We start from the raw sequence: 23,245 nt of genomic DNA on the forward strand, positions 1-23,245 counted from the left end.
TTTACTCCGCCAAATAATCGCCTGTTGTCACTACCTGTTATCGGGATAACTAATACCGGCGTGATTCATTTTATAGATTAATGAGGCAGCACCATGTTTGCAGCGAGGTCACTATGTTTGGCTTAACCGCTCTAGAGTTGGCCAGAATCCAATTCGCTTTTACCATCTCATTCCATATCATCTTTCCAGCCATCACTATTGGGTTGGCCAGTTTTCTTGCGGTGTTAGAAGGTTTATGGTTAAAAACCAAAAATGAGGATTACCGCGACCTCTATCATTTCTGGTCAAAAATATTTGCCGTTAACTTTGGTATGGGTGTGGTATCTGGTTTGGTCATGGCCTATCAATTCGGCACTAACTGGAGCTTTTTTTCAGAATTTGCCGGCAGTATCACCGGCCCGTTGCTGACATATGAAGTACTGACCGCGTTCTTCCTTGAAGCCGGTTTCCTTGGGGTGATGCTTTTTGGTTGGAACCGCGTTGGGCCGGGTTTGCATTTCTTTGCAACCTGCATGGTGGCATTAGGCACGTTGATGTCTACCTTCTGGATACTCGCCTCCAATAGCTGGATGCAAACCCCCCAAGGCTTTGAAGTTATTAATGGGCAAGTGGTGCCTGTCGATTGGTTGAAAGTGATATTCAATCCATCCTTCCCCTATCGGTTACTGCATATGTCCACGGCTGCTTTCCTTGCATCGGCATTCTTTGTCGGCGCCTCTGCCGCCTGGCATTTACTGCGTAAACGGGATACACCCGCGATGCGGAAAATGCTGTCAATGGCAATGTGGATGGCGTTGATCGTTGCCCCACTACAGGCGGTTATTGGCGATGCCCATGGCTTGAATACACTGGAATATCAACCGGCTAAGATTGCGGCGATTGAAGGGCACTGGGAAAACAAGCCCGGAGAACCCACGCCACTCATTCTGTTTGGTTGGCCAGACATGAAGCAGGAGAAAACCCATTTTGCGCTGGAAATTCCTTATTTAGGCAGCTTGATCCTCACTCACAGCTTAGAAAAACAGATCCCAGCATTGAAATCTTTCCCAGTGGAAGATCGTCCGAACTCAACCATTGTCTTCTGGTCCTTCCGTATTATGGTCGGATTAGGCATGTTGATGATCTTGGCCGGTATCTGGAGTTTATGGCTACGCTGGCGTGGCAGCTTATACCAATCGCGCCCTTTCCTCTATTTTGTGCTGTGGATGGGACCGTCGGGTTTAATTGCTATTCTGGCCGGTTGGTTCACCACCGAAGTCGGCCGCCAACCGTGGATAGTCTATGGTTTGCAACGCACCAGTGATGCGGTTTCATCTCATGGCGAAATGCATATGAGTATCAGCCTGCTGGTCTTTATTGTGGTTTATGGTTCGGTATTTGGGGTTGGTTACGCTTACATGATGCGGCTTATCCGTAAAGGGCCAAAAGCGCATGAAGGTACCCAGCAACAACCCGGCGGACCCGGTCAGCCGAATACGCCATCACGGCCACTGTCGGCAGTAAGTGAGTCATTTAGTTCTGACAACCACCAAAGCAGGAGCTAATTATGGGTATCGATCTTCCACTGATTTGGTTTGTCATTATCGTTTTCAGTACCATGATGTATGTGGTGATGGATGGTTTTGATTTGGGTATCGGGATCCTGTTTCCACTGGTAAAACACAGCCGTGATCGGGACTTGATGATGAACAGCGTCGCCCCCGTGTGGGATGGTAACGAAACCTGGCTGGTTCTTGGAGGGGCGGCCTTATTAGGTGCTTTCCCGTTGGCATATGCAGTTATTCTGGATGCACTGGCAATTCCTCTTACCCTAATGTTATTGGGTTTGATCTTCCGTGGCGTAGCCTTCGAATTTCGCTTTAAAGCCAGCGCTGAAAAACAGCATATCTGGGATAAAGCCTTTATCGGTGGGTCATTGATTGCCACCTTTACTCAGGGCATAGTGGTCGGTGCTTTTATTCACGGCTTCCCGGTAACGGGGCGGAGTTATAGTGGCGGCCCATTTGACTGGTTGACACCTTTTGCTCTGTTTTGCGGCTTCGGTCTGGTTATAGCCTATGCACTACTCGGCTGTACCTGGCTCATTATGAAAACCGAAGGACATGTGCAACAGGTCATGCATAAGCTAGCCACACCACTGACATGTGTAATGCTGCTCGTTATTACCATCATTAGCCTGTGGACACCGCTTGCACATCCACAAATTGCGGCACGCTGGTTTACGCTACCCAATCTGTTTTTGTTCTTACCGGTGCCATTATTGGTAGTCCTGGCTAGTTGGGTATTACTGCGCTCAGTTAAACGGGGTGGGCATTATGCCCCCTTCCTATTGACGTTATTGCTGGTGTTCCTTGGCTATAGCGGTTTGGGTATTAGCATTTGGCCTTATCTTATTCCGCCATCCATTACTTTGTGGCAAGCGGCAGCTCCGCCGCAAAGTCTGGGTTTTATGCTGGTCGGCGCACTCTTTATTATTCCTATTATTTTGGTTTACACCTTCTGGAGCTACTACGTATTCCGAGGGAAAATCCATCACGATCAAGGTTACCACTAAGTACCAAGTGGATAATGACAATCATGGGCTAGTTCGCTGGCCCTGATATGTTCTTATAGTGAATATTAGAATTTGTATGCATGAGACTTATATGTCTGAAAATAAAACGATAAAATCACAAACAGCCCTTCAGCCAACTGAACAGCTAAAATCGCCTTGGTGGAAGAAGATCGGCTGGATGTTACTTATTTGGTGCGGTAGCGTACTGACTTTATTCGCAGTTTCTATGTTGTTTCGTATGATGATGACTGCGGCCGGCATGAAGTCCCATTAACGCTTACATGACACGATGAACATACGGTAAGGTTGCCACGTTTATTGGTCAAAGGAATATTATGTTATGAAACGTTACCTCATCCCCTTGGTTAATCAGATAGCTTTACTGATGATGCTACTGGGTTTACTGGGCCTTGCCGGTATGACTATCTCGTCATGGATGGCGCAAAGTATTCAGGGTAACGCGCATGCCATCAACAAAGCAGGCTCGCTACGCATGCAAAGCTACCGGCTGCTTTCAATGGTACCGTTAAATAATGGTGATTTGCCCTACCTGGTTGCACTCGAGCAGGATAAAACCAGTAGCGACTTACAACATGCGTTACAGCGAGAAGGGTTAACCAGCCAATATCAACAAATAGAGCGTTACTGGCAAACCACGCTAAAACCACAGTTGCTACAAGCTAAACATCCCGATGACGTTGCCGTCAACGTGGCAGACTTTGTCCACCAGCTAGATGCTCTGGTATTAGCCATTGACCATAAAACTGAACAACGCTTGTTATTGGTTACCATGATTCAACTGGTGTTCATTGTTCTGATAATGAGTTTACTATTGGCCACTATCTATTATTTGCGCCGCCGCATACTGCGTCCATGGCTGCAATTAATCTCCATGGCGAATGCGATTGGTCGCGGTGATTTCAGCAAACGCTATACGCTGTCTTATCAACGAGATGAAATGGGAATGCTGGGTACCGCATTGAATCGAATGTCGCAGGAACTTTCTTTGATATACAGTGACTTGGAGCAACGAGTTACTCAAAAAACCGCTGATTTACAACAAAAAAATCAAGTATTAGCCTTTCTATATCATAGTAGCCGTCAATTACATACCCACCAACCATTAAGCGAGCGCTTAGTTCCAATTATCGAGCAGCTACAAACACTGACACCATTGGAAAATGTGCAGATCTGTTTATATGAAAATCATCTTTATCGCGATCATCTCGCTGATAACGCCGATGGCGAATATCTGCCGCCCCAAAACAGCCCGGCACAACTCACTATTAGCAGCTCATCTGGCGGAGTGAGTAGTGCTGTTTTGCGGGAATCTTTGAGTTGGAGTCTGAGTGATAAGCTTGGTCAATATGGGTTGCTACTGGCAAAACTACCCACTGATAAATCACTCAATTCAGATCAGCAGCAACTGGTCAATATGCTGGTGGAGCAACTGAGCAGTACATTGGCTCTGGAAAGCCAAGCCCGGCATCAGCAGCAATTATTATTGATGGAAGAGCGTTCAGCCATTGCCCGGGAACTGCATGACTCCATCGCCCAGTCGCTTTCCTGCCTCAAAATTCAAATCAGTTGTTTGCAGATGCAAGCGCCCGACATGCCGGAACCCAGTAAACTTTTAGTACAGCAAATGCGCGATGAACTTAACATCGCCTACCGCCAGCTACGTGAATTACTGACGACCTTCCGCCTGAAGCTAAATGAGGCAACATTACAAGCGGCACTTCAGACTTTGGTAAATGAATTCAGCGAGCGAGCCAGTTTACCCATTACCCTCGAGTTTAACTTGCCGTCAGACTGTGTCCCCGACCATCAAGCCATTCATATGGTTAACATTGCCCGTGAAGCACTGAACAACATTTATAAGCATGCTCACGCCAGTATGGCCACAGTCAGGGTTACTGTTGAGCAAGGTGATGTCATCATGTCCATCCGCGATAACGGCTGTGGGATTGGACAGGCCAGCGAGCGGCCTAATCATTACGGTTTGATCATTATGCAGGATCGGGCAAATAGCCTGAATGGTGACTGTAACATCCGCCAACGGGACGATGGCGGAACAGAAGTTCAGGTGCGATTTGCTCCAGATAATGACTCTCTTGACTGATGCTTTCTGTCCAGATGGCCTATCTCTACCGCTTCGTGGCTAGATCTGGTAATCAATCACCACCTCATCTGCTGCCTCTGCCAACACTTTCTCTTTAATATCATGCAAAGAAAGTGTTGGATTACAGAGCTGTATAAAGAACCAAATGAAGTTACGTTGTAACTGACCTCGTTTTAGCCCTAGCCAAACAGTATTAGCATCAAACAAGTGTTCGGCATTTAGTCGTACTAACCCTTTATCACGATGTGCCTCGTAGGACATATCCGCCAGAATGCCGACTCCCATGCCGAGTTCAACATAGGTCTTAATTACATCAGAATCTTGTGCACTGAGTGCAATATCGGGTGTCAGTCCAGCATTTTTGAAGGCATTGTCCAAACGTGAGCGGCCAGTAATCCCCTGACGATAGGTAATCAATGGCAACGTACTCAGCGTTTCAAGGGTGATATTAGGGTCTTGTGTTAGCGGGTGATTATCCGGCACGACAATAGCGTGGTGCCAGCGATAATAAGGAAACGTGGCGACAGACTCGTCACTCATTAATAGTTCAGTAGCAATACCAATATCCGCTTCACCGGAATGCAGCATGGCTGCAATCTCTTGCGGGTTCCCCTGGCTAATAACTAACTTAACTTGCGGGTATAACAGGCGGAATTCTTTAATCACCCGAGGCAAACTGTAGCGAGCTTGAGTGTGTGTGGTAGCAATATGCAACTGTCCACTATCATTATTGCTGAATACATCAGCCAGACGGCGGATTTGATTAGCATCATTCAGCATGCGTTCGGCTACTGTCAGCAACTCCTTGCCCGGTTCAGTCATCCCGAGCAACCGTTTTCCTCGTCGAACGAAGATCTCAATACCCAATTCTTCTTCTAGTTCGCGAATATGCCGGCTAACACCCGATTGTGAGGTAAATAAAGTATTAGCCACTTCGGTCAGGTTATAGTTGCAACGGGCTGATTCCCGAATAATTTTAAGCTGCTGGAAATTCACATTTAGCCCCTTTTGATTTCACTCTATTTGGTAGATAGATTTACGGGGGAAAATGGCCACCAACAAATACAAAAAAACCGTTGCTTATGTTTTTTTGTGCTAAGTAAAGCTTATGGCATACGTAAATCACTATACTATGGTGGTAAAAATTGAAATAACCCAAATTATCAAAAAGATAGGGGAAATAGAGGGGCTTCTAATTTTGGGGAAGAAATTAAAATCAGCTATATTTAATTACTTTTTAATATACCCAGAGCTATTGGTATTGCCGGTAGAGCGCCGACTCCCCTACTGATGCGTCAGTTACCCAGAGGATCGTACTTTGCCGTTAGACGCCCTTTTGGCTCGGTGCTAAAATCGCTTAATAAAATTCATCTGCCAAGACTTTATCTCCTTCATATTCATGCCAGGGAGTGAGTTGACATTGATGTTATTCAGCCTTTTATGTATGTAAGGCTGTTCAGGAGTTACTCATGCCATTGGCTATTATCGCACTCACCATTGCTACCTTTGGCATTGGTACCAGCGAGTTTGTAATTATGGGGTTATTGCCGGAAGTTGCCCATGACTTGGGGGTCAGTATCCCTAAAACCGGGATGTTGGTTTCTGTTTATGCCATGGGTGTGGTAATCGGCGCACCTTTATTGGCTATTGCAACGGCGCGAATCCCGCGTAAATCCACACTTTTGGGTTTAATTGTCCTGTTTATTATTGGCAATGTCCTGTGTGCATTGGCACAAACCTATAACTTATTGATGGCTGCCCGTATTATTGCAGCGCTCTGCCATGGCACTTTCTTTGGTTTGGCATCGGTGGTCGCCACTGATTTGGTCCAACCTAACCGCCGGGCGCGGGCAATAGCATTAGTCTTTATGGGTGTCACACTGGCAAATGTACTTGGTGTGCCATTAGGTACAGCAGTTGGACAAGCTTTTGGTTGGCGAGCCGCTTTCTGGGGTGTCAGTGCTATTGGTATTGTAGCTATCATCGCGGTAATCGCCTGGTTACCGAATAATATTCCGATGAAGAGAATCAGTCCTAAGCTGGAATTCAAAACCCTGATGCAGAAAAAAGTGCAAACCGCCTTACTGCTATCAGTATTAACCAATGCCAGCCTGTTTACTGTTTTCACTTATATTGCACCATTATTGCGTGAGGTGACGCGAGTTTCTGAACATGGCGTTACTGTGGTGTTATTGATTCTTGGGGTTGGGTTGTCCATCGGCAGCGTGATGGGAGGTCGTTTAGGCGACAAAAACCTGGTGGGATCCATGACCCGACTAATCGCCATACTGATAGCTATCCTGCTGGCGCTGCATTACACCATTGGTTTCTATTTACCGGCACTACTGACATTGTTTATCTGGAGTATTGTGGCTTTTGCCTTGTGCCCAATGTTACAACTATTAGTAGTGGATCAGGCCCGTGACGCCCCTAATCTGGCATCAACCTTTAACCAAAGCGCGTTCAATTTAGGTAATGCATTGGGCGCCTGGTTCGGTGGCACCTTGCTGGCTTTTGGTCTGCAATTACAGCAACTTCCGCTGGCTGCAATGGTCGTGATGGTTATCGCACTGGTCACTATGTTGCGTTTAAGATTGCATTTCCGTCGAACGGCAATTGTAAAACCCATCAATTAAGCAATCAATTCATCTTGCCCTACATATCTGTGGGGCAAATGCGCCGTTGCAGCCTATCGCACTCTTTTTATGCAAATAATTATCATTAACATTGGTTGATGTTATAGTTTATCCCTTTATAAGCCACAACCTCTGCTGGCTGATGACCAAGAATAAAACATCATAGGATAAGAAGGATAAACTGTGACCATAGGATCAACCGCAGCAAAACCCACACATCGCCCAGTTCCACCGCGTCTGGTTCAGGTGAAAAAGATAGTGGATACCTCACCGCATTTACGTCGAATCACCTTCCATAGCCCGACATTGCAGAATTACCCGTCTGATTGCGCGGGCGCTCATTTGAAAATCTTCCTACCTTTGGCGAGCCAAACTCAGCCGGAACTGCCAGTACTTGGTGAAAAAGGTCCAATCTGGCCTGCCGCCGAGGTCCGTCCGATTGTTCGAACCTATTCTGTTCGTGCTTCTCGCCCAGAACTGGGTGAGCTGGATATTGAGTTTGCTATTCATGATCACCGTGGTCCGGCGGTCGATTTTGCCCGCAATGCCAAAGTCGGTGATTGGTTAGGGATTACCAATCCTGGTGGACCGGAAACTATGTTGCCAGCAGCGGCATACAGCTATCTGGTGGGTGACCCCGCCTCACTGCCCGCTATTGCCGCCTTACTGGAAACCCTGCCTGCAAATGCCGAAGGCCATGCCATCATCCGTGTAGATAGCCCGCAAGATGTATTGAATCTGATTAAACCTGCCGGGTTGGAACTGAGTTGGGTCATTGGGGGTACGGAAAAAACAGGTGATGTGATAACCCAATTCTGTGCGCTGAATCTGCTGATGGAAGAGTCAACATTCTGGCTGGCGGGAGAAGATAGCATGGTGGTGCAATTGCGCCGTTATCTGCGCCGAGAAAAAGGGTGTGAGCGGCAGCAACTTTATGCTGTACCCTACTGGCGCGAAGGCCTGAATGAAGAAGATTATCACCATAAGCGCCATGAAGTTATGGACAATATTGACGAGTAAGATTAATTAATATCTGTAAAATCAATGGACATTACCCTGTAGTGTCCGTTTTCATAGCTATTTTTTTACCCTTTCCAGTTAAAACCTTGTAAATTTTCTGCGACAATTCCCTGTTATTTGTTAGTCTTAAAGCTACTTAGCCTACAATATGGCACTTAATTATCATTAAATGGCTCTAATGCCCGTTTAATGCAGTAAAGTTATTAGGAGCGCTCTCGAAATGAAGTCGCAAAATGATCCTGGCCGATCTAAATCTCGCCATCACGAATACTCCCTCATCCTGCCGATCATTGCATTGGTCATTCTTAATATCTGGGGTGATACCAGCAATTTTGCTGCTGTTATTGTTATCAACCTGATCGCACTTGTGGGTATCCTGAGCAGTGCTTTTAGCGTAGTGCGCCATGCCGACGTATTAGCACACCGCCTGGGAGAACCCTATGGCTCTTTAATCCTCAGTCTGTCGGTTGTTGTGCTTGAGGTCAGTTTGATCTCAGCCATGATGGCAACAGGTGATGCCGCACCCGCCCTGATGCGCGATACGCTCTATTCAATCATCATGATTGTGATTGGTGGATTGGTCGGTGTTTCCTTGCTGCTCGGCGGTCGAAAATTTGCTACCCAGCATGTCAATCTGGTAGGCATTAAACAGTATCTGATGGCTATATTCCCGCTGGCTATCATTGTGTTGGTGCTACCGAGTACCCTGCCCGGCGGCAACTTTAGCGTGGCTCAATCACTGGTTGTCGCAGCAATTTCAGCCGCGATGTACGGTGTTTTTCTGCTGATTCAAACCAAAACGCACCAAAGTCTATTTGTGTATGAACATGAGGATGAAGGTGACGACCCGAGTGACCCTCACCATGGTAAGCCATCCTCACACAGTAGCTTGTGGCACACATTTTGGTTGTTAATTCATTTAATAGCAGTAATAGCCGTTACCAAATTTGATGCCAACCCATTAGAAGCACTGCTTACTGAGTTAAATGCACCGGCTAAATTTACCGGTTTCCTGATTGCTCTGCTAATCCTCTCCCCTGAAGGATTAGGGGCGTTAAAAGCGGTGCTGGCTAATCAGGTACAGCGTGCGATGAACCTGTTCTTCGGCTCAGTGCTGGCAACCATTTCACTGACCGTTCCTGCGGTTACCTTGATTGCGGTAATCACCGGGCAAGAGTTGAACTTTGGTCTGGAAGCGCCACATATCGTGGTGATGGTCAGCGTGTTGATTTTGTCGCAAATATCATTTTCCACCGGCAGAACCAACGTACTTAATGGTACCGCCCATCTGGCGCTATTTGCCGCTTATATGATGACTATCATGCTGTAACTTCATGCCCGCCAAGGGATAAGCAAAGGGCAAGCGTTTATCGCGCTTGCCCTTTTTTATCGGGTCATCCATTCATAACATTGAGTTATGAATAGGCATTTAGAGTGTGTTGGCAGAGTGCAGAGCGGACACAGTCCTGTTTATCAAAGCGGATGATACCAATCATTTCATCCTCAGCAAAACGCTCCAGCGCGTCACTGAGACCTGATTTCACACCACGCGGAAGGTCGCATTGGGTGATATCGCCATTAACGATGACCGTAACATTTTCACCGAGACGGGTTAGGAACATCTTCATTTGGCTGGCGGTTACATTTTGTGCCTCATCGAGGATCACTACCGCATTCTCAAAGGTACGCCCGCGCATATAGGCGAAAGGCGCAATTTCCACTTTGCCGATTTCTGGGCGCAGGCAGTATTGCATGAAAGACGAGCCGAGCCGGCGCAGCAGAATGTCATACACCGGGCGGAAGTAAGGCGCGAACTTCTCAGAGATATCACCAGGTAAGAACCCCAGATCCTCATCAGCCTGTAGTACAGGTCGCGTCACAATTATCCGATCAACTTCTTTGTGAATCAGTGCTTCTGCGGCCTTAGCCGCGCTGATAAAGGTTTTACCACACCCAGCTTCGCCGGTCGCAAAGATGAGCAGTTTATTGTCTATGGCTGATAAGTAATGACCTTGAGCTTCCGTACGCGCCTGAATAACGGAGGTATCACGGCTATCCCGTGCCATACCTATTGATTCAACACCGCCCATTTGCACTAACGATGTCACGTTTTCTTCCTCACGTTGACGATGGCTACGTGAATCACGTCTAATTACGCGTTTCGCTTCACGACGAGCTTTGATCACTGCTTTCTGTCTTCCCATAGTGGCACCTTACAGTTTGTTTCACCTACCGCAGCAGCGGTTGCCTGCGCGATTATATCCGTCATACTTCAAGCTGCATGTGTGTTGACTTCCTGCAACTCGAATTACTTTGGGTATATGTTTCACATACGGATGAGGTTTTTGGCTTCCTTCGCAGCCAATAATAGCCAATGAAAAATGCGAGTAGCGTCAACACCCAGGCCCCAAAATTACTTGGGTAAAAACAGGTCTGGGGTGAGAACGATATCGCAAGGGAGTTATTACGTGACATGAATACTTGAAACAATAACGCTGGAGACAAAAATATATCAGGGATAGATAATGACAGTACTGCTGGAAAATGAGAGTCGGAGGGGGAGCCCTCGTAACAACGAGTTGCTTGGGTAAAACAGTGGTCTTGTCTTAACAGCCCAATCATGGACTCTAGCATTAGCGATCCCCGCAGTGATAAACAACAGCCTAAGCTATGCACCGTGTGAAAAATACCGCCAGATGATTACAGTATAATGACATTCTTAAGTTTCGCGATCTCAAAATGTAAAAAAATATAATTTTTTTATTTGCTCATTTTTTGCTCTGATTATTTTTTGCATCGCGCTATACTATTAAGCCCTGTTTTACTCCCTGCATCAAACGAGCTTCGTAATTTCGCCTTTACCTTTTTTATTTGGGTTATAAGTAAAGACGAAAATAAAAAAACATCATTAATACAATAGAATAAACTCAAATGTAATTAACCAGATCCTCTCTAACGGCTGATTCTTAAATCCTGTAAACGTGCTATTTGTCGGCCTTCACTATCAAAGTTCTCCAGAGCCAGCCAATCATTAAATGCCTGCTTAATTAATGGCCATTCACGATCAGTTATGGAATACCAATTGGTGTCTCTATTGCGCCCTTTAGTCACAATCGCCTGACGAAATTGGCCCTCATACTGAAAACCAAAACGAGACGCAGCAGAGTTTGAGGGTTCATTCAATGAATCGCATTTCCACTCACAGCGCCGATAGCCTAATTTATCGAAGACATAATGTAATAGTAAATATATTGCCTCCGTCCCTGCCGAGTTACGTTTTAAACGTGGCGACCAATTCACTGAACCTATCTCGATAACACCATTATTCTCATCAATTCGCTGTAAGCCAACCGTCCCCAATGCAAGGCCCGTCTGTGCATCAATAACCGTATAGTGGACAGCCCCCGGTGCCTTGATCAGGGTTTGCAGATAGAGATGAAAATCAGCTTCATTTTCAGGTCGTTCACAATAAAAATAAGTCCAGTCATCGGCCTCTTTCGCCATGTGATACGCCTGATATAACGACGCTTCATGCTTGTCTGCATTCACTGGCGCGAGATAGCAAAAATGGCCGGGTAAAATCTCACGCTGAGGTTGCTGCGCTGATTGCCAATGCGGTAATTCAGTGCCGATAGTTTGCCCAAAATGGTTTTGCTTCACTGTATGCTCCTTTTAAACACAACTGGCAGAGGAATATCAATTATTACGATACTCAATGATTTCACGCGCGGTAATTCCTGCCAAATCATAGCAATATATAAGGCAAGAATGGCAAAACAAAGTGACGTTTTTTGGCGGGAAATAGCTGAAATAATAGCAAGCAGGGTCTGAATACCCGATATAAGTACAGAATAACTTACTATCAGGTATTCAGAGATGATGGCCCATCACCCCCGGCGTAGATTAACTACCGGTGCAACGGTGGGAAGCTGTAGTCCTTCTTTGACGTCCAGCAATTGCCCATGTTCATCATTATATAACGTGAGGCAGGAACCCGCTTGAAGCTGAGCCACCACCTCCGCTGAAAGTTCCATACTGCTAGCCAACTCATCATCATTCAGATGTGGTCGATGCCCACGACGTTCTACCTGAAAACGCACCTGATTGTATTTAGCCCAGACGATGATTACCACGGCATTGAATGCCGCAATCGCCGCATACAATGCCAAGGTTGTCAGGCCGCTAATAATATACATTCTGAACGGAATCGGCCCCATATTCGGCGCTCTACCAATCATGTCGAGAAAACCTTTCACGAACAGAAAGATAAAACCTATCCAGGCCAATGCCGTGATAATAATGTCGATCCAGCGCGGTATCAGCCGCTGTTCAGTGTGAATAAGAGGTGCACTCATGGTTTAACCCTCCCGATCCCACGGTCAGGGCTAACCCAACGCGCACGTTTACGCTTGGTATTGAGCATGACTTTGGGGAACGAAACCACTGTGGTGAACAAGCTCAGCATCCAGTAGACCATGGGATACCAGATAATCCAAAACAGTGAACTACCCAGTTTAGGCTCATAGCGCCGTTCAATGACCAAGCTTATCGCAAACTGCATCAAGCAAGTCAACGCCAGTACCATCCCGGTAAAGGCCGGTGGGAAGACTGTTTGTACATGGATACCTGGCGGTAAAGTAATAACCAATCCCAGTAGGAACAGGATAATACTGAACAGGTAAGTGAACGCCCAGGTTATCGACAGTGAATATTCAAGAAACAGTAACCACATGCGGCGATTACGCCAGCGCCACAGCTTAAACATATTTTTCAGGAAAACTTCAGCCCCGCCCTGCGCCCAACGCAAACGTTGCTTCCATAAACCACGTAAGGTTTCCGGCATCAAAATCCAGCACAAACCACGAGGCTCAAAGAATACTGACCAGTGCCTGATTTGTAATTTCCAACTGATATCGATGTCTTCCGTGATCATGTCCGGGCTCCAGTAGCCCACATCCGCCAGTGCTCGGCGACGGAACGCAGCAACCACACCAGAGACGGTGAAAACTTGACCATAGACACGTTGTGTCCGTTTAATCAGCCCGATGATAGAAGAGAACTCACCAACCTGCACACGGCCAACCAACGTTGAGCGCGTACGGATTCGCGGGTTACCGGTAACCGCACCCGTGCGTGGATTCGCAATCAGCGGCGCGACCAAATAAGGCACCGCTTTGCTGTCCAGTAGGGCATCACCATCAATACATACCAGATATTCACTACGTGCCGCTGCTGCTCCCATACGCAGAGCAATAGCTTTACCCTGATTATGAGCCAGATGAATAACACGCAACCGCGAGTCTTCAGCCAACAGGCCATCCAGCACTTGTGCAGTATCATCACTGGAGCCATCGTTAATGGCGATCACTTCAATATTGGTGTAAGTCTGTGCCAATGCCGCGTGAATGGTTTCCCGCGCATTCTCTCCCTCATTAAAACAAGGGATTAAAATAGACACTAACGGATTACCTTTTAGCTCCGGTGCGGGCACATCATCGCCCCACGGCCAGTGTCTTTCTCGGCGTAGCCAAAAATAGACACCACCGGTTATCCAAATACCGGACATAAAGAGCGGATAGAAGAAAACAAAATTCAGCAACACATCACCAGTAAAGAGCAGGATCATACCCGCAGGTATACTCAGTACTAGGCATAGGATGAGTAACGCAATAATTCTATCGATCATATAAAGGGTACCAGGCAGAAGATAGCACAGGGCGGACATCTTTTAGCGGTGGTTCGCCAGTGATAAAGTTATCCGGATAGTAACCAAAATTTTGCGCGCCATTTAACTGCAACTGGCGCATCCATCCCGCCAGTATCGGGCCGCTGATGGCATTGCTGCCCTCAGGCTTGGTCCAGTCCTTCGATTGCAGTTCAAATACGGTTTTATTCAGGGCCCCAGGGCGCTCTGCAACTTTATTAACTAATTGCGATAGCCACTCATTAGACTCTGATAACGGCACCTTCTCCATTAGCGGCATTGCCATCGGGGCAACCCAATCATAGTTAGCCAGGAAATCATCAAGATTCTGCGCAAACCATGCTTCACTTTCCGGTTCTAAGATCGGCATAGCAAATATATTACGGGCAGATTTTACTTGTGGACCACGGATATCACGCACCTGACGTGTTAACTCATTAGTAAAATCAACCAGATATTTACTCTTATATCGCGTCCAGCGGGCCATGGTTTCCGGGTCTTGGCGTATGGTAGCAATCGAACCTGGGAAACCGGCTTTCTCATATGCACGGATAGCATCCGGCGATGCATCTTCAAAATCAGACATTACCGCGTCGTCATGATAGAGAATCCCGTCAATCGGTGCGCTATAGGCCATATCGCGATAAATATCGATGATGCGCTGTCTGACTTCCGGGTTAAATGGCGATAGGCGACGATATTGATCCGGATCGATACTGGTTTTCCCTGTTTTTGGGTCAATACGCTTAATCCGTGGTAACGACGGGTCCATCTCAAATGCCAACACCGGCATCCAGGCATAAACATCCACATCAGGGCGTGATGCTAGTTGCCAGGCAACGCGGTTAAACAAGTCCTGGCGCATTGGTATCCAACGGTTAGGGAAGTATACCTGACGAATATTGCCATCCCCTTTCGGATCAGAAAATGCTTGCAGGAACACCGTGGTGACGCGTAAATCAGAAATCCGTTGTACCAGTTTGTCGAGATTTTCCTTTTCCTGTACCGGGTCTGGATCGTAGAGATAATCCAAGTCAACATGCGCCACCCGCATGATGTCTTTTTCCTGCACAGAGGTAACCAACTGGGCAAAGTCTTTCAATGACGGATTATTACTGATCAAGATACGCGGTATATTCATCAGATCATTGACGTTACCAATACCGGGCTCCAGTGTCATAGCCATCTGGTAACCGTGTTGGCGTAAGATATTTAACACGGTTCCATTGGCTGCACCGTATGGCCAAACCCAGACTCTCGGTTGCTTGCCCGTTGCCTGAATAAGACGCTGAGTTATCAAGGTAACGTCTTTTTCCATCCGCTGCTTGAAAGCCGCTTCAGTTTCATATTTTTTCGTTTTAGGGTCATAAATCAAGTTGGCTGCTGCCGGTTCGGTATTCCCCTGCGGGTTTGCTATCACGCCGTAATGGGAAGCGTAAGTATGTGCACCGATTTCAATCAGTTTTGATTTAGCCATTTCGCTGATCTGTTTCCAGGTAAGAAAACGATCGCGATCAGTACTTAAACCACCGAAATCCACCTTCTTATTCGGTGGCGTATCGATCCAAGTCCCCACTGGAGCCAGTACTGCACTCAAATTATTGGCTTCTAACAATGGGTAAACACGGTTATAAAAACTACTGTACCCATCGTCAAAGGTCAGTAAAATGGCTTTATTAGGCAGCGGTGCGCCACCATTACGGGCCGCTAAAATCTGATCAACAGACACCACGTTGTAACGATTATCCTTTAGCCAGGCCAATTGTTCACTTAATGCGCTGCTTCTTACTGACAGATAGCGTTGGTCTGCGGATTCATCTTCAACGTCGTGATAAGCAATAACCACAAAGGTATTTTTTTGCCACGGCCTTTCACTTAGCGGCAATGCCCGCTCAGCGGGTGGAACGAATACCGGTTTCTCTGCATAACACACCGAGGCCAGCACCGTTATCATTCCTACTACAAGTATTCGTATAAAAAATAGTATCTTCGCCATGGCGCTGATCCCTTAGAAACGGTAATTCAAATCGAAAGCGAGCGAGAGATCGTGCTCACGGACACCATCATAGGGGCGCTTATCGTAGGTCACTGCTATCCCAGTATCCACGACATCATTCCATTGAATGCGTTGCCCATAACCTGCCGTGGTTACCAGACCATTACCGAAGTTTTTCTCCCAATAACCGCCAACACCGAGCTGAATTTGTTGGCTCCAGACGGTTTTATAGTGGCGATACATAATGTGGTTTAGGGTAATGGCAGGGACGTAAGTGAAATCACTTTTCGGGTTATAGTAAATCACATCCTCTTTGGTGTTATGGCTCGACGCTAACCCTAAGCTAAGATCTGCCGTCAGGTAAGGGCCCGTCCAGACACGCTGGCGTCCGTTGAACTCGTATTCCCAACGGTTGTTGCCGTCAGAGAAACGTGACGGTGTCACGCTAATTTCAGCATCACGCCGATCATCTGCTTTCCAGAACACATATGCTGACGCACTGTTAGCGGATATATTATTTTTTAATGCCCGCAATGGGGTATCTTTGGCCAGTCTCTCAACCTGCCCGCCAACGCGCCAGTGATCATTAAAATCGTACCAAGTCGATAACCGAGCACCGGTTTTGTTACCAAAACCGTAATTCTGATTATTCACTTCAGCCTCAACCCAATGGTCACGGGATGTCCACTCGCCCCCTAGCCGTGTCGCACGATTAATGCCTTTTCCTTCTTCAAATTGCGCATTGTCGTAGCTGCCACCACCGAATACCCGCCAGTTTTCAGCTATCGGGGGGCTATACAGCAAGGTTTCAACGCCAAAATCCTTGTTACCACTGATTGGGCTGTTGGAAGAAATAGTTCGATTCCCGGTTACACGCAATTCATACATGTTATGCACTTTGCGCTGACGATCGAGCTCCTGAGAGGGAACATCTTCAGGAGAACGGGTAATCACATCATCAGTGAGTAACTCCATCTGATGCCATTCCTGCAAATCCATCGCAGTTTCAGCTTGTGCACGTTCCAGAATAAGACTGCGTGGCGCCAATGACTCTACTGCTTTCAATTCTTGTTCAGATTTACGTGGTAAATCTTTTGCCAAATAGATACCGGCCAGAGCAATACGTAAATTCTGGTTAGCAGGAGCAGTACTGGATAGCGTTTCCAGTTTTTTCTGCGCCGCAGGCAGATCATTGAGTGCTACCAGGGATTGAACCAGCAGAGTCTGCCCTTCCATCCAGTCATCATTCGGCTCTTTACCTGGCAGACCATAAACGCCAACCTGATACGGCGTTTGCTCGCTATAGTTTTTAGCGAATTGATGTGCTTTATCCAATTGTTCACTTTCATTCAACGAATAATAGAGATCATCTGCATCAAGTAAATCATCGCTATTACGGAATGTTTTGCCATCGGCGTAATACAAACTGGTCAAGATGGGCGCTGCTTTTTCTGGCATCCGGCGATCGATATAAGCAGATGCCGCCCAGCGACGTGCATAATCCGGCATCTTGTAGCCTTCGGCTTCCATGCCTTCATATTCTTTAATGAGTTGTTCGGTATTACGGCGAACCAATAACGCGCCTAATCTATCGATACGAGCACGTTGATAATCGGCCTGCGCTTCGGGATCTTTGCTCCAACGGGCTAACAAATCCTGATAATCAGCCAACGCTTGATCAGCAATATAAAATCGCTCCGTCTCGCTGCGTGTTGGTAGTACCGCCATACGGACTTGTTCCGCTGCAGCATCTCGCTCAAGTTGCCGATATTGCTCTGCGGTCACTAATTTTGGATTCTCTTTGGCAAGCTGCAACGCAGGATCGGCAATACGGTTTCTTTGCAGAATCTCGAGGTGATTTTTTAATACTTCCTCAGATTCCGGTGCCAGTCGTACCGCCTCACTCGAGGCCTGTAAAGCATCGTAATTGCGGTTGGTTGCCCGATTAAGATAAGAGAGGGTCATATAGTTTTTTGCAGAAGGGTCACGCGCAGCCAGGTCTTTCGCTTGCTGTAAAGCTTCACCACCGCGCCCGGAATCCGCCTGAGTCATTATCATGCCAGTGATAAGATCTGGGTTGGTTGGGTCTTTCTTTAAACTGCTTTGCCACAATGCCAACGCCTGATCCCAACGTTTTTCATTGCGATATGCACGCGCTGCTGACGCTAAGCCCCGCGAAGAGAGATTCATTGAAGAGTGGTATCTTTCGTAAACGTCAATGACCTCTTGATCACGCCCTGCCCAACCGGCTATTTGTAGCCAGTCGTCTACCTGCCCACTATTGAGAGGGCCAGATTTGGATTCTTTTTGTAAGTAGTCAAGGACCGGCGCGGTATCTCCTGATCTGGCTTGGATGATTAACGAATCATACTGTGTATCTGCCAAAACTGGATTAACTGAAAGGCCGGAAATTAATAGCGCTAATAAAGTTATTCTGTGCCGGTGCAACGGGCGCAGTAGTGTTGTAAATGCGTTATACATTATATAACCCTTAAGCCAGCAACTTGTTTGATGATCAAGGAAAGCTACTTCACGAACATCCATTTTTCATTATGGAATTATGATGAAATGAAGTCCTTAGAATGTATTACAGCATGTTACATAGGATAGTTGAAAGAAAATACTGTTGTCGAATTATTATAGAATATTGTTATTCCAGCGATTAATAGAGGTGAAAATGTGTTATAGCGGTTAGTTTTAATGAAATTAAGATTAATCTTAGAAGAAAACTCTTTAAAAAGGCAAAATTTAGCGACGAAATATTTTCACTAAGGGAATCCTGCGATACAGTCGGCTGCAAAAGGGTAGCACGATTTGATTTTCGGGCTGTTTTAGCCTGTTTTTTTTTACTACTTTTAATTTTAATATCTAAAATATTATTTATCTTATAACTAGAAAATAAGTCCGCTATTATTAGCAATAGTAGATTATCACTACCGTTATCATTAAGAATGAACTGATTGAAAATCAGGTCTTACTGCCAAAATGCCCGTAACCAAACTATTAAAACACTTCTACAATTTAACTCATTATTTTATATGAATAATTTTATAACTATTTGAATGTTTGTCATATACGATTTTGACCTAAGAAAAATAGGCTCAGCTAAAATAGCTAGAGTCTATTTTCCAAGATGAATTTAATTCACATAAAGTGAGATGTTCAGCGCAGATTAGTCACAACGTTGTAAGCCGCGATCGAGTTTAGTTAAAAACTCATAACCATTATCAGTAATGAGAATCATATCCTCTAACATAATCGAACCGATCCCAATACCGTAATAGGGTGTTTCAAGGCTTAACACCATCCCAGGCTGGAACGTTTCAGTCGCTAATGTACTGATGAAAGGTGCTTCTTCTAATCCCAAAAATACACCATCACCGTGCCCTAGATGACCACGATTATAATGTGGCAAGCCCGATTTTTTAATGACGTCCATGGTGGAATCAAAAACATCTTTTAATTTAACCCCCGGTGCCACCCTTGAGAGCATATGTTCATGACCGATTCTAATGGTGTCATATATCTGCTTTGCTAGTGGGTCCGGCTCCCCCAGAACAAAAGTTCGCGCCAGATCGGCACCATAACCTGCAACATCCACACCGCAGTCAAACTTAATTAAGTCTCCCGGCTTAGCTGGGGTGTCATCCGCCAGCATTTTAGGCGAGAAGTTATCGCCAACCGAAATAAGATTGAAACGGGAGAAGTTCGTTTCCGGGAACGTCATTACTGCGGCTTTGTATGCCGCCGTCAATTGTGCCGCAGTACAACCGACGCGAATTTCTTTCGCTGCACGGGCAATACCAAACTCGGTTATCTCAGCACTTTTGCGCAGATGTTCAATCTCCCACGGGCTTTTGATCATCCTGATTTCATTAAATAACGGCGTTGAATCAACCAATTTCAGCCCTGGCGCTACTTTGTCCAGAACACCTTTTCCCCCGTTAGACATGGCATGTAATTCAATGGCAATGGTCTTACCCAGCACCCCGGCGTCCTCAAGCGCTGCTTTGACTAAACTAAAAACAGCTTCAACTGGCGGGCCAATCGGCCGCTCACGCTTGGTCTGATGATTAAGGGGATTGCGTGGAGAGTCGACATCGACCCACACCGGAAAGGTTTTTAGCACCATATTCGGCATATCAAAGTGGGCACTGGCTGCCTCAAACTCATTCATGATGATTTGCGAAGGAATTGCTCCATCACGGAACATAATCGCCACCGCCGCACCAGTGTGGCGGAAGGTATACATAAAGAAGCTGGCGAACCCAGTGAGATAGTAGAAATTATCACAGACGGTGACCACCAGAGCATCAAGCCCTTCTCGCTCCATTACCGTACGGGCTTTGCGGCTTACCGCGTCTAAATGCGCAATCTTTTCTTTATTCACCAAACTTTCCTTCAAGGCTTATTTTTATCTGTGATCTGAATAATATACCTAAAGTCATTGAAGTTGCAGGTGCAGAGTCAGGACAATTTATTACCGACTAATCAATCGTGTAATTCACCGACATCACTCCTTTTTTCTCCGAAATGGACTGAACAACAACCTTTCCCACATCGCGCAGCGAACTAACATGTGTTCCGCCACAGGCATACGCGGGCAATTCACCAAATCCGATTTCGCGAAAATCACCCTGGATCAACGTCTGTCGGGCTAAATCCTGATGAATAAACTGCTCTAAAGCTATCTGAACAGTATTAATATCAATTGGATGCGGATTTTCAGTTCGTTTAAATGAGACTCGGCCCTCACCCGGCCAGTGATGTGCCTTTATTGGCAACCAGCCATAACTTTCGCCAATATTGCCAATGATATGCCCAGCGGAATGCATGCGTGCATTCAGAAAACGCCGGTCACTGTCGATACACGCAGGTTGTATCCCTAATGCAACGGGCAGCGCCACATAATGAACTAATTGATGTTGCTGCTGCACCACATGTAATACCGGGCTGCCGCCAATCATACCGGTATCGCAAGGTTGCCCACCGCCTTGTGGATGGAAAATAGTAGCCTGCAATATTAAAGCAAATCGCTCACCATCAGGAGTACAACTCAGGACATTTACATCCGTAGCCAGCGTATCGTTATCAAAAAATAGACGAGTAGTCACAATCATTATCCTTTTATCATTTCCATTATGATTATATTAATGTCAGTCTATCGTGATAATCCGTCATAACCTCAAAGGACTGTTGCGCTGTGAGCATAAATACGCCTCTGACTTTGCTAAGCGAAATGGCTATTTTCGTTAAAGTGGTAGAAACCGGCAGTTTCTCGGCAGTTGCACGCCAGTTAGGCGTTTCACCTTCAGCAATCAGCCGTAGCGTCAGCCGACTCGAAAAAGCGCTGGCTACGCGCTTATTGCAACGAACTACGCGTAAATTGCGATTGAGCGAAAGTGGCGAAGAGGTTTTTAAACGCTGTCATGCGATGCTTAGTGCAGCCAATTCAGTGATGGAAGTCAGTGGCCAGTACAATCTGGAACCGGAAGGGCTTATTCGTATCAGTGTACCAAAAGCGGTTGGCCGTTTTGTCGTTCACCCGCATATCCCTGAATTCTTGCGCCGCCACAGTAAAATAGATGTACAACTGATCTTAGATGACCGCTACGTTGATTTAATTGATGAAAATATCGATTTGGCAATTCGTATTACTGACCAACCCCCTGCTGGAATGATTGGCCGGCAATTGATGACTATCGAACATTTGTTGTGCGCCACACCCGAATATCTCGCCGCCCATGAGGTTCCCCTGCATCCTCATGATTTAGCGCACCATAGCTGTATTTATCTCGGAGAGACGCCGGGAGACGCCCGCTGGAAATTCCGTCAAGGTAGCAAAGCGGTAACTGTCGCGGTACGGGGCCGCTACGCAGCTAACCATACCGGTGTCAGGCTAGATGCTGTCTTGCAGCATATAGGTATCGGCAGCCTACCTTATTTTACGGCCAGAACAGCATTGCAACAGGGACTGATAGTACCGGTATTACCAGAATGGCGCTTTATCAGTTCGTACAGCGGTGGCTTATGGTTACTCTACCCGCCAACCCGCTATTTACCCCCCAAGCTGCGCGTATTTATTGATTATATTGTCAGTTGTTTGCGTAAAGAACCCAACTTACCCCCCGCGGCGGTTAAATTACCCGCGATTTAATATGCTGTATTAAACCCAACTAAGTCGCAGGTTAGGTACCTACGGTGCAATTACCGTTTTTTCGCCAATAGTGTCGCAAAGCGCAGTTTTATCCGATTACCTTCGGCGTCGGTCTTATGTAATTGCCCAACATCTTCGTTGTACTTAATAATATCCCAATCTTTATAGTAATGGCTTAACTCACCCGACTTTAATGTAAAGGAGAACGGCACAGTACAAGGGAAGTCATCCGTAGACATGGCAGAGATAATCAAATTATAACCACCGGACAAGGTACACTCCTGCATATTATTAATAATAGAGGGAATTCTTTCCGGTTGTAGGAACATCAGGACCACAGTCGATAAAATAAAATCATAGCGGTTGTCCACACTGGCTTCATTAATATTGTAAGTGCTGGCGGTAATATTTTGCAGATTTTCCTGTACTATAATCTGCTGTAAATTATGGATACTATCGCTATTTTTGTCTACCGCCGTGACATCAAAATCTAATAAATTCAAATACAAAGAATTACGACCAGAACCACAACCTAAATCTAATGCTTTACCCGGTTTAACCATTTTCACGGCTTCAATGACTTCAGAGTGCGTCGGGGTTAAATTGTATTTTTTATGATAAAAATCTTCTGCCGTGCAATAGAAACTGAGTTGGCATTGCAGGTCATCTGAACATGCGGCAATACGGTGCCAGACTTGGGGTTCTATAAAGGGTGGCTGCTGCTCACAAGAGAAGCTATGCCTCGCCAAAGTATTCCCCGCTTCATCGAGGATCAGAAAATCCATCTCCCCGTTTAGAATGGTCAGTTTGGCCCAAGTACCTGCCTTGGTATTGTGTTTTTCCCGGAACATCGCCGGTACAGCGGTACTATTCCAGACAGGTAACTCTTTATAACACAGCAGTGCTGATGCATTTCCCATACTGATATTCCTCAGATAACTTAAAGATGTATTTAATATGCAACATATAATACAACATTAACATTATCAAATGAAGCCGTCGGAACAAACAAATTCGGCACGAGATTTGGTTTATTTAAATCAGTCAACAAATTGA

At 46.1% G+C, this 23,245-nt stretch carries 18 protein-coding genes and 1 pseudogene; 8 read left to right on the top strand and 11 right to left on the bottom strand.

Annotated elements, in window-relative coordinates:
- Positions 1 to 113 precede the first annotated feature (113 nt).
- From V1953_RS11380 to narX, 4 genes are all read left to right on the top strand, one after another.
- The gene (locus V1953_RS11380; RefSeq protein ID WP_083159052.1) at positions 114 to 1,544 is read left to right on the top strand and encodes a cytochrome ubiquinol oxidase subunit I; all 1,431 of its coding nucleotides are present in this window, start codon (positions 114 to 116) and stop codon (positions 1,542 to 1,544) included.
- 2 nt (positions 1,545 to 1,546) lie between these two features.
- A complete protein-coding gene (cydB, locus tag V1953_RS11385) occupies positions 1,547 to 2,554 on the top strand; it encodes a cytochrome d ubiquinol oxidase subunit II (protein WP_083159053.1) in 1,008 nt (335 codons plus the stop codon).
- Positions 2,555 to 2,645: 91 nt separating this feature from the next.
- The gene (locus tag V1953_RS11390) at positions 2,646 to 2,828 is read left to right on the top strand and encodes a DUF2474 domain-containing protein (RefSeq protein WP_227746537.1); all 183 of its coding nucleotides are present in this window, start codon (positions 2,646 to 2,648) and stop codon (positions 2,826 to 2,828) included.
- Positions 2,829 to 2,894: 66 nt separating this feature from the next.
- Positions 2,895 to 4,676, top strand: coding sequence for a nitrate/nitrite two-component system sensor histidine kinase NarX (gene narX / locus V1953_RS11395; protein ID WP_442850912.1), 1,782 nt, complete (start codon positions 2,895 to 2,897; stop codon positions 4,674 to 4,676).
- Between the two features lie 39 nt (positions 4,677 to 4,715).
- Here the strand turns inward: narX and cbl are convergent, their stop codons facing one another.
- Positions 4,716 to 5,672, bottom strand: a complete 957-nt coding sequence (gene cbl / locus V1953_RS11400) for an HTH-type transcriptional regulator Cbl (RefSeq protein ID WP_083159056.1) — start codon at positions 5,670 to 5,672, stop codon at positions 4,716 to 4,718.
- A gap of 473 nt (positions 5,673 to 6,145) precedes the next feature.
- Here cbl and V1953_RS11405 point away from each other — a divergent pair, with 473 nt between their 5' ends.
- From V1953_RS11405 to chaA, 3 genes are all read left to right on the top strand, one after another.
- Positions 6,146 to 7,312 (top strand): MFS transporter, encoded by a 1,167-nt coding sequence (locus V1953_RS11405; protein WP_083159058.1) that lies wholly within the window; start codon positions 6,146 to 6,148, stop codon positions 7,310 to 7,312.
- Positions 7,313 to 7,495: 183 nt separating this feature from the next.
- On the top strand, positions 7,496 to 8,332 hold the full coding sequence (locus tag V1953_RS11410; protein ID WP_442850913.1) for a siderophore-interacting protein: 837 nt from the start codon (positions 7,496 to 7,498) through the stop codon (positions 8,330 to 8,332).
- 220 nt (positions 8,333 to 8,552) lie between these two features.
- The gene (chaA, locus tag V1953_RS11415; RefSeq protein ID WP_083159060.1) at positions 8,553 to 9,662 is read left to right on the top strand and encodes a sodium-potassium/proton antiporter ChaA; all 1,110 of its coding nucleotides are present in this window, start codon (positions 8,553 to 8,555) and stop codon (positions 9,660 to 9,662) included.
- A gap of 85 nt (positions 9,663 to 9,747) precedes the next feature.
- On the opposite strand, the gene phoH is transcribed toward chaA, so the two are convergent.
- From phoH to V1953_RS11460, 9 genes and pseudogenes are all read right to left on the bottom strand, one after another.
- On the bottom strand, positions 9,748 to 10,536 hold the full coding sequence (gene phoH, locus V1953_RS11420) for a phosphate starvation-inducible protein PhoH (RefSeq protein ID WP_032906294.1): 789 nt from the start codon (positions 10,534 to 10,536) through the stop codon (positions 9,748 to 9,750).
- Between the two features lie 122 nt (positions 10,537 to 10,658).
- A pseudogene (locus tag V1953_RS11425) lies at positions 10,659 to 10,966 on the bottom strand (hypothetical protein).
- 318 nt (positions 10,967 to 11,284) lie between these two features.
- The gene (locus V1953_RS11430; RefSeq protein WP_420073787.1) at positions 11,285 to 11,992 is read right to left on the bottom strand and encodes a GNAT family N-acetyltransferase; all 708 of its coding nucleotides are present in this window, start codon (positions 11,990 to 11,992) and stop codon (positions 11,285 to 11,287) included.
- 227 nt (positions 11,993 to 12,219) lie between these two features.
- A complete protein-coding gene (pgaD, locus tag V1953_RS11435) occupies positions 12,220 to 12,687 on the bottom strand; it encodes a poly-beta-1,6-N-acetyl-D-glucosamine biosynthesis protein PgaD (protein WP_083159062.1) in 468 nt (155 codons plus the stop codon).
- Positions 12,684 to 14,018: a poly-beta-1,6-N-acetyl-D-glucosamine synthase gene (gene pgaC, locus V1953_RS11440; protein ID WP_083159063.1), complete on the bottom strand. Its 1,335-nt coding sequence runs from the start codon at positions 14,016 to 14,018 to the stop codon at positions 12,684 to 12,686. The genes pgaD and pgaC overlap by 4 nt, the downstream gene beginning before the upstream one ends.
- Entirely contained in the window at positions 14,008 to 16,032 is a 2,025-nt protein-coding gene (pgaB, locus tag V1953_RS11445) for a poly-beta-1,6-N-acetyl-D-glucosamine N-deacetylase PgaB (protein WP_372569103.1), read from the bottom strand. The genes pgaC and pgaB overlap by 11 nt, the downstream gene beginning before the upstream one ends.
- A gap of 12 nt (positions 16,033 to 16,044) precedes the next feature.
- Positions 16,045 to 18,513, bottom strand: coding sequence for a poly-beta-1,6 N-acetyl-D-glucosamine export porin PgaA (pgaA, locus tag V1953_RS11450; protein ID WP_083159065.1), 2,469 nt, complete (start codon positions 18,511 to 18,513; stop codon positions 16,045 to 16,047).
- A gap of 691 nt (positions 18,514 to 19,204) precedes the next feature.
- A complete protein-coding gene (locus V1953_RS11455) occupies positions 19,205 to 20,422 on the bottom strand; it encodes a M24 family metallopeptidase (protein ID WP_442850914.1) in 1,218 nt (405 codons plus the stop codon).
- A gap of 97 nt (positions 20,423 to 20,519) precedes the next feature.
- Positions 20,520 to 21,146: a hypothetical protein gene (locus V1953_RS11460; RefSeq protein ID WP_083163690.1), complete on the bottom strand. Its 627-nt coding sequence runs from the start codon at positions 21,144 to 21,146 to the stop codon at positions 20,520 to 20,522.
- A gap of 89 nt (positions 21,147 to 21,235) precedes the next feature.
- Here V1953_RS11460 and V1953_RS11465 point away from each other — a divergent pair, with 89 nt between their 5' ends.
- On the top strand, positions 21,236 to 22,189 hold the full coding sequence (locus V1953_RS11465; RefSeq protein WP_372569100.1) for a LysR family transcriptional regulator: 954 nt from the start codon (positions 21,236 to 21,238) through the stop codon (positions 22,187 to 22,189).
- Positions 22,190 to 22,239: 50 nt separating this feature from the next.
- On the opposite strand, the gene tehB is transcribed toward V1953_RS11465, so the two are convergent.
- Positions 22,240 to 23,109 (bottom strand): SAM-dependent methyltransferase TehB, encoded by an 870-nt coding sequence (tehB, locus tag V1953_RS11470; RefSeq protein ID WP_083159068.1) that lies wholly within the window; start codon positions 23,107 to 23,109, stop codon positions 22,240 to 22,242.
- Between the last annotated feature and the right edge of the window lie 136 nt (positions 23,110 to 23,245).

The sequence above is a fragment of the Yersinia sp. 2541 StPb PI genome, assembly GCF_052217145.1.
Taxonomy (GTDB): Bacteria; Pseudomonadota; Gammaproteobacteria; order Enterobacterales; family Enterobacteriaceae; genus Yersinia; species Yersinia enterocolitica_E.